Origin of the sequence: Streptomyces sp. NPDC060366 (assembly GCF_042725135.1) — a bacterium.
Classification (GTDB): Bacteria; Actinomycetota; Actinomycetes; order Streptomycetales; family Streptomycetaceae; genus Streptomyces.
In genome coordinates, this window is sequence record NZ_JBHXDC010000001.1 from 902,772 (window position 1) to 917,465 (window position 14,694).

General features: G+C 71.0%; 15 protein-coding genes and 1 pseudogene. 15 read left to right on the top strand and 1 reads right to left on the bottom strand.

Features of this window, described 5'->3' with window-relative positions:
* The first annotated feature begins 7 nt into the window (after nt 1–7).
* The 11 genes from ACFWHU_RS03820 to ACFWHU_RS03870 all read left to right on the top strand — a co-directional run bounded on the left by ACFWHU_RS03820 (nt 8) and on the right by ACFWHU_RS03870 (nt 11,477).
* Complete coding sequence (locus tag ACFWHU_RS03820) at nt 8–439, top strand: GPW/gp25 family protein (protein ID WP_387223692.1); 432 nt, start codon at nt 8–10, stop codon at nt 437–439.
* Nucleotides 436–2,433 (top strand): putative baseplate assembly protein, encoded by a 1,998-nt coding sequence (locus ACFWHU_RS03825; protein ID WP_385798065.1) that lies wholly within the window; start codon nt 436–438, stop codon nt 2,431–2,433. Before ACFWHU_RS03820 ends, ACFWHU_RS03825 begins: the two co-directional genes overlap by 4 nt.
* Nucleotides 2,434–2,437: 4 nt before the next feature.
* On the top strand, nt 2,438–3,052 hold the full coding sequence (locus tag ACFWHU_RS03830; RefSeq protein WP_387223695.1) for a phage tail protein: 615 nt from the start codon (nt 2,438–2,440) through the stop codon (nt 3,050–3,052).
* A gap of 191 nt (nt 3,053–3,243) precedes the next feature.
* Nucleotides 3,244–4,239, top strand: a complete 996-nt coding sequence (locus ACFWHU_RS03835) for an NADase-type glycan-binding domain-containing protein (RefSeq protein ID WP_387223697.1) — start codon at nt 3,244–3,246, stop codon at nt 4,237–4,239.
* A gap of 218 nt (nt 4,240–4,457) precedes the next feature.
* A complete protein-coding gene (locus ACFWHU_RS03840) occupies nt 4,458–5,324 on the top strand; it encodes an oxidoreductase (protein WP_387223699.1) in 867 nt (288 codons plus the stop codon).
* A 101-nt stretch (nt 5,325–5,425) separates the two neighbouring features.
* Nucleotides 5,426–6,367 carry an NADP-dependent oxidoreductase gene (locus tag ACFWHU_RS03845; protein ID WP_387223701.1) on the top strand — a complete coding sequence of 314 codons (942 nt, stop codon included), beginning with the start codon at nt 5,426–5,428 and terminating at the stop codon, nt 6,365–6,367.
* A gap of 121 nt (nt 6,368–6,488) precedes the next feature.
* Nucleotides 6,489–8,240, top strand: coding sequence for a protein kinase (locus tag ACFWHU_RS03850; protein WP_387223703.1), 1,752 nt, complete (start codon nt 6,489–6,491; stop codon nt 8,238–8,240).
* An 88-nt stretch (nt 8,241–8,328) separates the two neighbouring features.
* Nucleotides 8,329–8,907 (top strand): carboxymuconolactone decarboxylase family protein, encoded by a 579-nt coding sequence (locus tag ACFWHU_RS03855; protein WP_387223705.1) that lies wholly within the window; start codon nt 8,329–8,331, stop codon nt 8,905–8,907.
* Complete coding sequence (locus ACFWHU_RS03860) at nt 8,904–9,770, top strand: RNA polymerase sigma-70 factor (RefSeq protein WP_387223707.1); 867 nt, start codon at nt 8,904–8,906, stop codon at nt 9,768–9,770. Before ACFWHU_RS03855 ends, ACFWHU_RS03860 begins: the two co-directional genes overlap by 4 nt.
* A 501-nt stretch (nt 9,771–10,271) precedes the next feature.
* Complete coding sequence (locus ACFWHU_RS03865; RefSeq protein WP_387223709.1) at nt 10,272–10,865, top strand: isochorismatase family protein; 594 nt, start codon at nt 10,272–10,274, stop codon at nt 10,863–10,865.
* 141 nt (nt 10,866–11,006) lie between these two features.
* Nucleotides 11,007–11,477: a GNAT family N-acetyltransferase gene (locus tag ACFWHU_RS03870; protein WP_385798078.1), complete on the top strand. Its 471-nt coding sequence runs from the start codon at nt 11,007–11,009 to the stop codon at nt 11,475–11,477.
* Nucleotides 11,478–11,736: 259 nt separating this feature from the next.
* Here the strand turns inward: ACFWHU_RS03870 and ACFWHU_RS03875 are convergent, their stop codons facing one another.
* The gene (locus ACFWHU_RS03875) at nt 11,737–12,180 is read right to left on the bottom strand and encodes an ALF repeat-containing protein (protein ID WP_387223711.1); all 444 of its coding nucleotides are present in this window, start codon (nt 12,178–12,180) and stop codon (nt 11,737–11,739) included.
* A 234-nt stretch (nt 12,181–12,414) separates the two neighbouring features.
* Here ACFWHU_RS03875 and ACFWHU_RS03880 point away from each other — a divergent pair.
* From ACFWHU_RS03880 to ACFWHU_RS03895, 4 genes and pseudogenes are all read left to right on the top strand, one after another.
* A pseudogene (locus tag ACFWHU_RS03880) lies at nt 12,415–13,242 on the top strand (SDR family oxidoreductase).
* 142 nt (nt 13,243–13,384) lie between these two features.
* The gene (locus ACFWHU_RS03885) at nt 13,385–13,579 is read left to right on the top strand and encodes a hypothetical protein (RefSeq protein ID WP_385798083.1); all 195 of its coding nucleotides are present in this window, start codon (nt 13,385–13,387) and stop codon (nt 13,577–13,579) included.
* On the top strand, nt 13,576–14,379 hold the full coding sequence (locus ACFWHU_RS03890) for an ABC transporter substrate-binding protein (protein WP_387223714.1): 804 nt from the start codon (nt 13,576–13,578) through the stop codon (nt 14,377–14,379). Before ACFWHU_RS03885 ends, ACFWHU_RS03890 begins: the two co-directional genes overlap by 4 nt.
* Nucleotides 14,380–14,415: 36 nt before the next feature.
* A complete protein-coding gene (locus ACFWHU_RS03895) occupies nt 14,416–14,694 on the top strand; it encodes a hypothetical protein (protein ID WP_387223716.1) in 279 nt (92 codons plus the stop codon).

Here is a 14,694-nt window from a genome sequence, read left to right on the forward strand (position 1 = left end):
GGGGCGTATGGGACAGCAATTCATCGGTGCGGGCTGGGCGTTCCCACCGCGTACTGACGCGACCGGGTCCATCGCCCTCGTACGCGGCGAGCACGCTCTGGAGGAGTCGATCCGGCTGATCCTGGCGACGTCGCCGGGCGAGCGGCCGATGCGACCGGAGTTCGGCTGCGCCGTCAACGACTACGTGTTCGCTCCCGCCGACGCGGGCACGGCCGGGCAACTCGCGTACGAGGTAAGGCTGGCGCTGGAGCGCTGGGAGCCACGGATCGACGTCGCCGAGGTCGTCGTCCGGTTCGACGAGGCCGACAACGGGGTGCTCTACATCGACATCGGCTACACGGTGCGGGGCTCGAACGACCCGCGCAACCTCGTCTTCCCCTTCTACGTGATCCCGCAGCACGCCGAGGAATCGGCCGACGAAGAGGAGGCGGGCGCGTGACGCTGCCCCGTCCGCGACTGGACGACCGCACCTTCCAGGGCCTGGTGGACGAGGCCAAACGCCGGGTCCAGCAACGCTGCCCGGAGTGGACCGACCACAACGTGTCGGACCCCGGGGTTACGCTGATCGAGGCGTTCGCGAGCATGGTCGACCAGCTCGTCTACCGGGTGAACCGGGTCCCGGAGAAGAGCTATCTGACCTTCCTCGACCTGATCGGAGTACAGCTTCATCCGCCCACGGCCGCGCACACCGATGTGACGTTCCGGCTGTCCGCGCCCCGGCCGGAACCGGTGGTGGTACGCACCGGGACGGAGATCGCCACGGTCCGCACGGAGACGGAGGAGGCGGTCGTCTTCACCACCTCCGAACCCCTGTCGATCGTGCCGTGCGACTTCGCCCACCTCGCCACCCGGCCGTCGGGCGGCGAGGCCGTGGACCGGACCGAGGAGCTGGCGCTCGGCCGGGACGTGCCCTGCTTCGGGGCCGCGCCCGCCGTCGGCGACTGTCTGTACGTGGGTCTGTCGGCGGCCGTTGCGGCGGGTGTCCTCGCGCTGCGGCTGGACTGCACGGTGGAGGGCGTCGGTGTCGACCCGCTGCGTCCGCCGGTGCTCTGGGAGGCGTGGGACGGCGGTGCCTGGACGGTCTGCGAGGTCGAGAAGGACGACACCGGCGGCTTCAACCGGTCCGGCGAGCTGATCCTTCATCTGCCGAGGACCCACGCGCCGGCGACCGTGGTGCGGCGGACCGGGGGCTGGCTGCGCTGCCGACTGATCGAGGCGGAGCCGGGCCAACCGACGTACGTGGCGCCGCCGGTGGTCCGCGGGATCTCCGCGTTCACGATCGGCGCGACCGTCCCGGCCGAGCACGCCGAGACCGTCACCGACGAGGTGCTGGGGCAGGCCGAGGGGGTGCCCGGCCAGGCGTTCAGGCTGGCCCGGCCGCCCGTCGTGCCTGGTGAGTTCGTGGTCGACGTGACCGGTCCCGGAGCTGGGGCGGACGCCGACCGTTGGACCCGCGTCGACGACTTCGCGCACTCCGGGCCCGAGGACCGCCACGTCACGCTGGACGCGAATTCCGGGCGGGTCGAGTTCGGTCCCGCCGTACGGGAACGGGACGGCGGCATCCGCTACTACGGCCGGGTCCCGGTCAAGGGCGCCACCGTTCGGGTGCGGTCGTACCGCACGGGCGGCGGGCTGCGCGGCAACGTCGCCCGGTCCACGCTGCGGGTCCTGCGGGGCTCGATCCCTTACGTGGCACGGGTCGAGAACCGGCGGCCCGCGCTCGGCGGGGTCGACGGCGAGAGCGTCGACAGCGCGCGGGTGCGTGGGCCGATGACGCTGCGGACGCTGCACCGGGCGGTCGTCCCGCACGACTACGAACTGCTGGCGCGCGAGATCGCCCCGGACGCGGCGCGCGTGCACTGCATCCGGGCGGATGCGGAGGACGACGAGGCAGGCGCGGAGAGGGGTGGCGGCGGCGCGGGCGGGAGCGACGCGGGCGGGGTGCGGCTGCTCATCGTGCCCGCCGGGCGCGGCGACGTGCGGGGCCGGATCGAGTTCGACGAACTCGTCCCGCCCGCGCAGACGCTCGCCCTGATCTCCGAGCACCTGAACGCGCGGCGGCCCATCGGTACCCGGCTGGCGGTCGGGCCGCCGTTCTACCAGGGCGTCACCGTCGTCGCGTCGGTCCAGGCCGAGCGCGGGGCCGTCGTCGAGAAGGTGCGGGAGACGGCGCTGTCCGCGCTGTACGGGTACTTCAACCCGCTCACCGGAGGGCCGGCCGGTCAGGGGTGGCCGTTCGGCCGGCCGGTCCAGTCGGGTGAGGCGTTCGCCGTACTGCAACGCGTGCCGGGCGTGGACCTGGTGGAGGACGTACGGCTCTACCGCGCCGATCCGGTCACCGGTGAACGTACCGACGCGACCACGAAGATCCCGCTGGACCGGCACGCGCTGGTCTTCAGCTACGAACATCAACTCCGGGTGAGAGGAGCCTGATCCGATGCGTGCCGCCGTCCCCGGTCTGCCCACGCCGCACCCCCTGATCGACCAACTGCCCGCCGTCTACCTGGAACAGGACTTCCTGCGGCGCTTCCTCGAAGCGCTGGACGAAGTCCTCGCCCCCGTCCTGCTGACGATCGACAACGTGCCCGCGTATCTGGACCACCGCACCGCCCCTGACGACTTCCTTGACTGGCTGGCCGGTTGGGTCGCGGTCGAGCCGCACGAGGACAGCCCCACAAACCACCGCAGGACCGCCGTGCGCGGAGCCGTGGCCCGGCACGCGCGGCGCGGAACGCTGGGCGGGCTGGCCGACGCGGTGCGGCTGGAGACGGGCACGGAGCCGGAGATCGCCGAGAGCGGCGGCACCGCCTGGTCGACGAGCCCGAACACGCCGCTGCCGGGCAGTGCCGTCCCCTGGGTGACGATCCGGGTCAGGGCGGCCGAGGGCCGGCCGCTGGACCGGGTGCGGCTGGAGGAACTGATCGACACGGAGGTCCCGGCACACGTCGGGTTCACGCTGGAACTCCTGCCGCCGGACGGGGCCGCGGACCGGGACGTGGACCAGGACGGGGATGCGGGCAGGCGTGGGGGCGCGGGAGGTGCGGAGGGGTGATCTGCGAGACGTGCGGGCATCGGAACGCGCCGGGGCGGGAGTTCTGCGCATCGTGCGAGGCGTTCCTCGCGTGGGAGCCGGACGAGGGGTCTCCTACGAGGCCGGCCGCTCCGGCGCAGGAGCCCGAGCCTGCGTCTGAGCCGACACCGACGCCGCCCCCGGCGTCGCGTGTGGCGGAACCACCCGTTCCGGTGAGCCGGCCTTCCGTACCCCCGCCACCGACCGCACCGCCCGGCCCGCCCGGCCCGCCCACGGCACCACCCACCGCACCGCCCGGGCCACCCACACCACCACCCACACCGCCGGACTCCGCTCCCCTGCCCCCCACGGTCGGCGCCCCCAGACGCCCCGGCGAGAACGCGGACCGGACCGCGCCCGGCCCCGACGCGTGGCCCGACCCGGACGCCCGGCCGGCCGTCGCGGAGCCGCCGACACCGCCGGCCACCGCGGGGACGCCGGTCGTCTGCCCCCACTGCCGTACGGAGAACACCCCCGACCGCACGCTCTGCGTACGCTGCGCACTCCTCCTGGACCCGGGCCCGCCGCCCGCGATCCGCCCGCCCTGGTGGCGCCGGATCCTCAGCCGCGGCCCCCGGCAGTCCCCCGTGGCCGGGACACGGCCACGACGAGGATGGCGGCGGCCCCGGATCGGTCTGCCGATCGTGCTGATCCTGCTGGCGGTGGGCATCTGGTTCGCGCTCCCCCATCTGTCGGGTCTGTTCGGCGTCGCGAAGGAGGAGACGGGGAAGCCCGAGTCCGTACCGCCCACCGAGTGCCGCGCCTCGGGCGCCGCGGAGGGCCATCCGGCGGGCGCGGCCGTCGACGGGTTCAACAACCGTTACTGGGCGCCGAAGGAGACCGGGGACGGTATCGGGGAGTTCCTCGAGTGCGACTTCGCGCAGCCCGTGCGGCTGACGAAGCTGATCGTGTTCTCGGGGACATCCGCACGCAAGGACGAATTCCTCACGCAGGCCCGCCCTGCCGGTGTCACCGTGCTGCTGACCTCGCGGGACGGCGAGCTGACCACCCGTACGATCCGGCTGCGGGACCAGGCGGGCGAGCAGACCTTCGACCTGCGGGGCTCGGAGACCGTACGGGCCAGGTTCACCGTCAACTCGGCGTACGGGACCGGGAAGGACCGCCGTATAGCCGTGGCCGAGGTCGAATTCTTCGGCCGCCGATCGTGACGGACCGGCCGACGTCCACCGGTACGGCTACTGGAGCTCTGTCGCGGTAGAGACCGAGGCTGTCGGCCTCGGGGTGCCGCATCCGGCGGGCGTCGACCCACCTCGCCGGAAGTACCGCCGAGAGCGTCACATGGGAGGAAACCAGAGAAATGGGCAAATCATCTTGTATTCCCGAGATGAGCTGCCCGGCAGACGAGAGAGATGAAGAAAGGCGCGACATGACCACGACCATTCCCGGCGGAACCCTCACCCCGGCGGAGGGCCTCACGATCAGCCGGATGGGCTACGGAGCCATGCAACTGGCGGGCCCCGGTGTCTTCGGGCCGCCGAAGGACCGCGCCCAGGCCCTCGCCGTACTGCGCGAGGCGGTCGGGCTCGGGGTCACGCACATCGACACCAGCGACTACTACGGCCCCACCGTCGTCAACGAGCTGATCAGGGAAGCCCTGCACCCCTACCCGGCCGGCCTGCGCATCGTCAGCAAGGTCGGCGGCCGTCGCAGCGACGACGGCGGCTGGATCTCGTCGCTGGAGCCCGCCGACCTGAAGGTCCAGGTCCAGGAGAATCTGCGCCACCTGGGCCTGGACGTCCTTGATGTGGTCAACCTGCGCATGGACACCGCCGAAGGCGCCTCCGGCGCGTCCGTCGCCGAGCAGTTCGGCGCCCTGGCCGAGCTGCGAGAGCAGGGCCTGATCCGCCACCTCGGCCTCAGCGGTGTCTCCGACGCCCAGCTCTCCGAGGCGCAGTCGATCGCGCCCGTCGTCACCGTCCAGAACCTCTACAACCTCGCCAACCGGGCGGACGACGCCCTGGTGGACCGCTGCGCGGCCGAGAACATCGCCTTCGCCGCGTTCTTTCCTCTCGGCGGTTTCAGCCCGTTGCAGTCAGAGACCCTGACGTCGGTCGCCGCGCGCCTGGACGCCTCACCGCAGCAGGTCGCGCTCGCCTGGCTGCTCCAGCGCTCGCCCACCACCGTCCTGATCCCGGGCACCTCCTCGGTCGGCCACCTGCGGGAGAACATCGCCGCGGCCGAGCTGCGTCTGCCGGCCGACGCGGTCGCCGAACTCGACGCCATCGGCCGCTGAAGCGTGTCCGGAGAGTAGCGCCGTCCGCCTGCCCCGCCGTCCGTCCCGCCCGCACGACCCATCCATCCCGGCCATCCCGACCATCCCGAAGGAGTACTCGCATGCCCAGAGCCGTCCGCTACGACCGCTACGGCCCGGTCGACGTCCTGTACGTCGCCGACGTCGCCACACCCGCCCCGGCCGCCGACGAGGTCGTCGTCGAAGTGGTCGCCGCTGGACTCAACCCCGGCGAGATCGGGGTACGCGAGGGGCTCGCGCACGCCGTCTGGCCGGCCACTTTCCCCTCCGGCCAGGGCAGTGACCTCGCGGGTCACGTCGTCGCCGTGGGCAGCGCCGTGTCCGCCCCTCCCATCGGCACGGAGGTGATCGGGTTCACCAACCGGCGTGCGGCGCAGGCGGATTACGTCGCCGTCCCTGCGGACCAGGTGACGCCCAAGCCCGCGGCCGTCGGCTGGGACGTGGCGGGTTCCCTGTTCGTGGCGGGCACCACCGCGTACGCCGCCGTCCTGGCGGTCGGGGCCGAGCCAGGCGAGACCGTCGCGGTCAGCGCCGCCGCCGGCGGGGTGGGCTCCCTGGCCGTACAACTGCTCCGCCGCCAGGGCGTGCGGGTTCTCGCCGTCGCGGGCGAGGCCAACCACGACTGGCTCGCCTCCCTCGGCGCGGTGCCGATCGAGTACGGCAAGGGCGTCGAGGGTGTTGAGGGTGTCGAGGAGCGGCTTCGCGCCGCGGCGCCCGAAGGCGTGGACGCGTTCATCGACGCGTACGGAGGCGGCTACGTCGAACTCGCCATAAGGCTGGGCGTCGCCCCCGTACGGATCAATACGATCATCGACTTCCCCGCCGCGAAGAAGTTCGGCACCAAGAGCGACGGGAACATGTCCGCGGCCCGCGCGGACGTCCTGGCCGAGCTGGCCGAGCTGGTCGCCGAGGGGCGGATCAGCGCCGCCGTCAGCGCCACGTACCCCATCGAGCAAGTCCGGGAGGCGTACACGGCGCTCGCCGGGCCGCACAGCCGGGGCAAGATCGTTCTACGGTTGCGCTGACCGTCCCGCGCCGCGCCTACCGTCGGCGGCGCCCCAACACCGCCGTCGGCAAGGGGCGTTAGTACGTTCCTGGTACATACCTCGTCGACCGCCGGGCGCGCGTGTGTGGCAAAGTCGTGCCGTGGATGAGCTGCGACCCCAAGATCCCGCGCGAATAGGCGTGTGGCAGATTCTCGCCCGGCTCGGCGCGGGCGGCATGGGACAGGTGTATCTCGGCCGTTCGCCGGGCGGCCGGCTGGTGGCGGTGAAGGTGATCCGCGACGAGATCAGTGACCATCCGGAATCGATGGCCCGGTTCCGGCGGGAAGCCGCGACCATGGAAGCCGTACGCAGCCCCTACGCCGCCCAGTTGATCGAGGCGTCGCTCGACGCGTCCCCGTACTGGCTGGCCACCGAGTACGTGCCGGGACCCACACTGCGCGACGCGGTGATCGCCAACGGCCCGTTCCCGCCCGAGAGCGCGCTGCGGCTGTTCGCCGCGCTCGCCGAGGGGCTGGCCACGGTCCATGTCCACGGGGTCACGCACCGGGACCTGAAACCGCAGAACGTCATCCTCGCGCCGCAAGGACCGCAGCTGATCGACTTCGGCATCGCACGGGGACTCGAACAGACGCTCCTCACCCTGGTCGGAATGGCACCGGGGACACCCGGCTACGCCGCGCCCGAGGTGCTCCTCCGTAACGAGGTCGGTCCGGCGGCGGACATCTTCGCGCTGGGAGCGACGATCGCCTTTGCCTCGACCGGCCGGCCTCCGTACGGCGGTGGGGAGGCCTCGGCGGTGAGCTACCGGACCGTTCACGAGGACATCAACCTGGAGGGCGTACGGGACGATCTGGCCGCGCTGATCCGGCGTTGCGTCGCCAAGGACCCGGCCGACCGGCCCGAGTTGGGCGCCGTCATCGCGGGATGCGCGGTGGACTCCGCGCTGGCGGCGGACGCGCATTACCGCTCGGTGGCGCGCGATGCCGAAGCCGCACCGGAGCACGTCTCCGCAGCGGCGCCCGAACTCGAAGCCGAGCCCGAGCCCGTGCACGCCACGCCGCCCGCCGAGCCCGCACGCTGGGGATACGACGACGAGAGCACCCCGTACGCCGCGCCGGACCGTCAGCCGACTCCCGCCGCCCGGCCCCGGCGCCGCAAGGGCTGGCTCGCGGTGTGCGCGCTGGGGCTCGTCGTGCCGTTGGCGCTCTGGCTGCTCCCCGGGCAGGGCGACGACAAGGACACCGAGGCGGGCGCCGGGGCCACCACGTCCGAGCCGAACGCCAAGGATGGTTCGAAGGACGACGCGAAAGACAACACGAAGGACGACGCGAAGGGCGACGCGAAGGACGAGCCGCCGCAGGGCCCACCGGACCACATCGTGAACGACCGTGTCTCGCAGGCCCGTTGGACTCTTTCGGACGATCCGGTCCAGGCATCCCAGGGCATCGGCACCTGCGACCTGGACAGTCTCGCCGACTCCTCGCCACCGAGGACCATGCAGTCCTCGGTCTCGCACACCACCGGCTCGGGCACCGCCTCGCTGTCCTTCCGCGCCGAGAACTCCGGGAAGGGAAAGCGTCCCGCGCCGTACTACGTGTCCCTCGGGGTACGCCCTCCGCACGAGACCGACCGCAGCACCGGTCGCCCCCTCAAGTCGACGGGGAAGGGCATCGGCTTCACCAGCAAGCCCGTCGACCTCTACTCCAAGTGGTCCTCGGGCGGCACCATCAAGTTCCGGTACCCCGACGACTTCCAGGCCCACTTCGGCGCGCGGACGGTCGACGCGATCCCGGTGAGTGACGATCCGGGCGACTGGACCGTGGTGCTGTACCACGTCGAGGGCGGACCGACGAAGTACACGTCCATCGTGTGCAGCGGCTTCCACGCGTAGCTGTCACGTTCGCGCGTCCGCCGGTGTCTTCATGTCGAACAGCCGGACATCCGAACCGGCTGACCGGCGAACGTACAAGGAGAACATCATGGCGCTACGCGTCCCGAAGGCGGAACTCACCACCGAACTCAGGGAGAGCCTGGTCAAACGGTTCGGTGCCGTGCCCGAGCCCGTCGAAGTGACCTGGCACAACCCCCAGGTCGCCGAGGCCAGCATGGGGATCGGAGGCAAAGTGGGCACGTGGGACTCGGTCGACGAGAGTCTCAAGTCGTACGCGCACATGGCCGTCGCTGCGCAGGTCGGCTGCGGCTGGTGCCTCGACATCGGCTACTTCCAGGCGGCGAACCAGAACCTGGACCTGGCGAAGGCGAGCCAGGTGCCACGCTGGCGGGAGTCGGAGGCGTTCACGGCGCTGGAGCGGGACGTGCTGGAGTACGCCGAGGCTATGACGAACACACCGCCGACCGTCACCGACGAACTGTCCGCGAGTCTGCTCGACCGGCTCGGCCCTGCGGCGTTGGTCGAACTCACCGTGTTCATCTCCTTCTCCAACTTCGCGACCAGGAGCAACAACGCGCTCGGGATCGAGTCGCAGGGCTTCTCCGCCGCGTGCGAGATTCCGCTGGCCGCCCGTCCCGGGAAGTCCGGCGTGGCGTCGACGGTATGACCGGGGACCCGTTCGTCGCCCATCGCAGCCTGCTGTTCACCGTCGCCTACGAGATGCTCGGGTCGGCGGCCGACGCGGAGGACGTGCTCCAGGAGTCCTGGCTGCGATGGGCGGCCGTCGACAGCTCGCAGGTGCGCGATCCGCGGGCGTATCTCGTGCGGACCGTCACCCGGCAGGCGCTCAACCGCCTGCGGACGCTGTCGCGCAGCCGAGAGGAGTACATCGGCGAGTGGCTGCCGGAACCGCTGCTGACCAGCCCTGATGTCGCCGAGGACGTCGAACTCGCGGAGAGCGTCTCGATCGCGATGCTGACCGTGCTGGAGACCCTTGGGCCGACGGAGCGTGCGGTGTTCGTACTCCGCGAGGTCTTCGAGATGCCGTACGGGGAGATCGCCGGGGCCGTTGGCAAGTCCCCGGCCACGGTGCGGCAGATCGCGCGCCGGGCACGCGACCATGTGGCGGCCCGGCAGCCGCGGGTGCGTGTGAGCCGGTCGGAGCAGCGGGCCGTGGTGGAACGGTTCCTGCTCGCGTTGCGGACCGGACGGTTGCAGGAACTGATGGAGGTCATGGCGCCGGACGTGGTCCTGATCGCCGACGGCGGTGGGCAGGCGACGGCGGCCCGGGTGCCGGTCCACGGGGCCGGAGCGGTGGCGAAGCTGCTCACGGGGGCCGACCGCAGGGTGGTCAGGTACCAGACGACGACCATATGGCTCAACGGGGCGCCCGCCGGCCGGGTCGAGATCGACGGCCACCTGGTCGCGGTGAGCCTCGTGGTGGAGAACGGACGGATCGCCCGGATCTACGCGGTGGCCAACCCGCGGAAACTGACGCGGCTGGACGAAGCGGCGGAACTGGCCAGGTGAGTGGCGGTCCCGACCGGCACCGCCGCCGGGGGTCTTACTCGGTGGCGGTGGGTTGGGGGCGGGTGGGTCGGGTGGCGTCGGGTGCCGAAGTCGGGCCCTGGTGGCGGTGGTTGATGCTTCCGCCCCTCCGTACACCGTTCCGTGGTCACACGCGATCGTGCAGCAGGGCGCTGTGGTGGTGGCGGAGCAGTCGTTCGTGGGCGACGGGTGAACAATTCGCGCCCGATGCCCACCGCGAGATCGTCGACGGCGCCTTCGGAACGTGGCGGGGGGATGCCGGCCACCACGGTCGGGACGGGGCGGCCTGTGGCGCGCAGCAGCCGGGCCAGCGCCCGTTCCCTGTACGCCCGGCGCGGAAGGTGATCGTTTCTGCGGTGAAGGTGTGCCTCCGTTCGGGGGAGCGGGCACGGATGCCGGCCCCATGGGCGGGGAGGAGCCGGTATCACTGCGGGTTGTGTTCGAGAAACCTGCTCTGTTCCGTCGTGCTGAAGGGTGTTCGTGATGAGCCGAGGCTTGATCGTCGTGGATGTGCAGAACGACTTCTGTGAGGGAGGCAGCGTCCCCGTCGCGGGCGGCGCACGGATCGCCGCGGCGATCGCTGAGCTGGTGGAGCGGAGCGGGGGCCGTGACTACGAGTACGTCGTCGCGACCCGGGACCACCACATCGACCCGGGAAGTCACTTCTCCGAGAACCCCGACTACAAGGACAGCTTCCCCGTCCACTGCGTGGCAGGAAACGAAGGCGGCGAATTCCACCCCCACTTCGCCCCCGCAGTCGCCGGCGGCAGGATCGACGCCGTCTTCTTCAAGGGCGCCCACAGCGCCTCCAAGAGCGGCTTCGAAGGCGCGGACGAACAAGGCACGCCCCTGACGGACTGGCTGCGCTCTCGCGGGGTGGAGGACGTCGACGTGGTGGGCATCGCCACGGACCACTGCGTGCGCGCGACCGCGCTGGACGCCGTCAAGGCGGGGTTCCGCGCCCGCGTGCTCCTGGACTACTCGGTCGGCGTCGCCCCCGACACCACGGCCTCGACCCTGGACGACTTCCGCCAGGCAGGCGTCGCCGTCTCGGGCGAGACACCCGTACCGCGATAGCGGCCGTCCCGAGCGCTGCCCGGTGGACGACAACCCCGTGGGTCGCCGTGGTCGGTCCGAGGTCGTGCTTCATGGATCAGAACGTGGAGCCGGGACGTGGGCGACGCCAAAGGGCTTGATCCGCAGGCTTACGGTTGCCGCATGACGACGACGCTCCGCCTGGAAACGGTCACTGCGGCCAACTTCGATGTCGCGATCGGTCTGAAGGTTCGCCCCGACCAGGAGCACCTGGTGGCGCCGGTGGTGAAGTCCCTCGCCGAGGCATACGTGTACCCCGGCGTAGCCTGGCCCCGCCTCATCTTCGACGGCGACCGGCCTGTCGGCTTCCTCATGGCCTTCCTCGGCATCGACTTCGCGGGCGACGGCAAGGGCGCCGACATCCGCTCGGGTCTGTGGCGGCTCAACATCGCGGCCGGTGAACAGGGACACGGCTACGGCCGCTTCGCGGTCGAGTCCGTGGCCGCCGAAATCCGCCGCCGCGGCGGCACCCGCCTGACCACCACCTGGCATCCGGGCGAGGACGGCCCCGAGGGTTTCTACCTGGGGCTCGGATTCCGGCCGACGGGCGAGATGAGCGGGGATCAGAAAGTCGGGGAGCTGGAGTTGGGCTAGGCCGTGTCTTCAAAGTCCCGCCTGGCCCGCGACGCCTGGCACGGCACCTCGCCGCGTTGTCGGAGTCGGCCAAGTACGCCCAGTACGAGACCGATCCTCCGCCTTGCGATGCACCGCACCAGCCACCGCGGGCCCCGCCCTGCGGGCGGACAGCGCTACTTTGAAGACACGACCTAGGCGGATCGGCGGAGAGCCGGGGGCAAGAGCCCTGGCTACGGGGAGAGGCGGCGGCCACTGTCGCGTTGCCGGACAGGCCGGTCTAGCCGTCCACCTCGTACTGCCCGACCTCCAGGAAGTGACGCAGCTCCTCCGGCGCACCGTCGACCGCTTCCTCGGCAGCCGCGCGGAGGGCGTCACTGATGGCGGGGTTGGCCAGGATACGGAAGACGGCGACGCGGTCGTCCTCGGCCTGGGCGAGGCGGTAGCCGGTTTCCAGGAAGTTCCGCAGGGCCTCCGGAGTGCCGTCGTCGAGTGCCTCGTTGGCTTCCCGGACGACCGCCCTGCCGCTGTCCTCGTCCGCCAGGATGCGAAGGACGGCGACGCGAAGGTCGTCCTCCGACAACTCGTCCCCCAGCGTCTCGGACGTGGCCGTCACGGTCATCGACGTCGCCGTCGAACCGGCGGCGAACGCCGGGGTGCTGAAGAGGAGGGCCGGCGCCAGGGCGGTGGCCACGACGTGCAAAGCGGCGCGGGTCGCTCTCATGGGTGTGTACCTCCATCGCAGGTTGTCGGTGTGAGGATCTTTGCCGTTGTGGGCCACCGTGTCATTGCCCGGAGCGGGCAGCGTTCGTCAACTGCCGTTGCCATTCGCGTACCTGGTCAGCGTCCTGCCGAGCCAGTCCCGAAGGTACGCGGGGCGGCTGATGGGCACTTCGGCCACACGCTCGGCGCAAAGCCGACGGTCGGCCCCGCGCTCGCGTCACTATCGTGTCGGGGCATGACGGTCCTGATCATCGGCGGCAGCGGGTTCCTGGGAACCGAGTTGGTACGCCTGACGCGCGCCGCGGGCCAGGACACGGCCGCCACCTTCGCCACCCGCCCCGGCGACGCCCGGGACGTCGCGTGGCACCGCCTCGACCTACGCGATGCCGATCAGATCTCCGGTGTGATGGCCGAGGTGGCCCCCGCCGTTGTCATCAACGCGTCGAGCGGGAACGCTGATTGGCCGGTCACGGCCGACGGCGCCGTCCGCGTGGCGATGATCGCGGCGGAACGCGGCTGCCGCTTGGTACATGTCTCCAGCGACGCCGTGTTCTCCGGCGCTCAGGTGCTTTACGACGAGGGCTGCCTCCCCGATCCGGTCACGCCGTACGGAGCCGCGAAGGCGGCGGCCGAGACGGGCGTACGGCTCGTGGCCGGTGACGCGGTGGTCGCACGTACGTCGCTGATCATCGGGGACGGTCGGTCCACGCATGAACGGGCCGTGTGTGAGCTGATGGTGGGCACGCGTGACGGGGTCCTGTTCACCGACGACGTTCGGTGCCCGGTTCATGTGACCGACTTGGCCGCGGCGCTTCTGGAACTGGCGCTGTCCGACTAGGCGGGCGTGCGTCATGTCGCGGGGCCGGATGCCCTCAGCCGCTACGAGCTCGGTGTCCTCGTCGCCCGACGGGCCGGGTTCGGTTCGTCGTTGCCGCCTTCCGGTCGACGCGCCGACACCACGCTCCTCGGAGGGCTCGACATCCGCCTGAACAGTGACGCGACACAACAGGCGCTTCGCACCAGGCTTCGCGGCGCCCGGGAGTTCCTCGCCGAGTCCGCATGACGCACGTCTCACGACGGCTGACGACGGCTGACGACGGCTGACGACGCTTGAGGCCACAACGCGACCCGGCCGGTTCCTACCGCTCGTACCCCTTCTCGATGTCCCGCGACACCTCACGGAACAGTTCTTGCTGATGCTCTGCATGCGTGAACTGTCGGCCGCTCTCTTCCTGTTCACCTCCGACACCCGGCTTCTCTCAATCATGATCTTCGACAACTTCGACAACGGCGCCATGCAGGGCGCGGCGACGGTGAGCCTGCTCTACTGCGGCGTGATCCTGGTCATCGCACTCCTCGCGAAGTCTCTGGGCGCCAAGACCGTGGACGGAGCCCGATGAACCGCAAGACCTCGCGCACTCTGGCCGCACTGACCGCAGTTGGGGCGCTGACCGCCGCCGCGGCCTGCGCGCCGCCGCCCACCACCGCGGTGGTCGACCTGTCGGCCACCCAGGTCGACACCTCCGGCGGACTCGTCGTGGACGGTGAACACATCGCCGACGCCGAACTGTTGGCCGCCGCGAAGAAGGAGGGCTCACTCTCCGTCTACAGCGGCTACATCGAGAACTCCGAGAAACAGGTCATCCGCGCCTTCGAGCACGACACCGGCATCAAGGTCGACCTCGTGCGTCTCGTCCCGAACCGCCTCGCGGAGCGCGTACTGAGCGAACAGGGCGCCGGCCGGCTCGGCGCCGACGTCGTCCGCACCTCCGACTACGACATCGCCTCGCGGATGCGCGAGGCCGGGGTCTTCCGGGCCCACGAGGTGCCGGGCTACGACAAGCTGGACGACACCGTCCGCTACCACGGCGGCGAGTTCTACCGCGTCTTCGACCCCCTCTACACATTCGCCTACAACACCGTTCTCGTGGACGAGAAGGACGCGCCCACCTCCTGGAAGGACCTCACCGAGGCGGAGTGGAAAGGCAGCCTCGGCATCACCCAGGTCGGCGCGGGCGGCAGTTCGCTCGCCCTGACCAGGTTCCAGGAGGACCGGCTCGGCCCCGACTACCTGCCCGCCCTCGCCGACCAGCAGCCTCGGATCTTCGACTCGTCGAGCGCGGCGCTGGAGAGCCTGGCGCGCGGTGAGATCTCCGTGGCGACCGCGGTCGTCAGCAGCGTCAACATCGCGGCGAGCTAGAACGCGCCCGTCGACTTCGTGGTGCCCGAGGAGGGCATGGCCGCGTACGACTACTACCTCGGCAAGGCCACGTCGGCCAAGCACGAGGCCGCCGCCGAACTCTTCCTCGACTGGAACATGTCGCAGCGCGGCCAGGACGTCTTCCGTCAGATCGGCGAATTCCCCGCGCGCAGCGATGTGACCCCGCCGAAGGTGATGGGGCACGACCTGCCGACCGTGAACAGCGGGCAGGTCGTCCGCTTCGAACCCAAGGCGCTGCTCGGCGCGGCCGACGCCGATCAGCGGCGGTGGCTGTCGCTCTTCGGCTACCTGTAG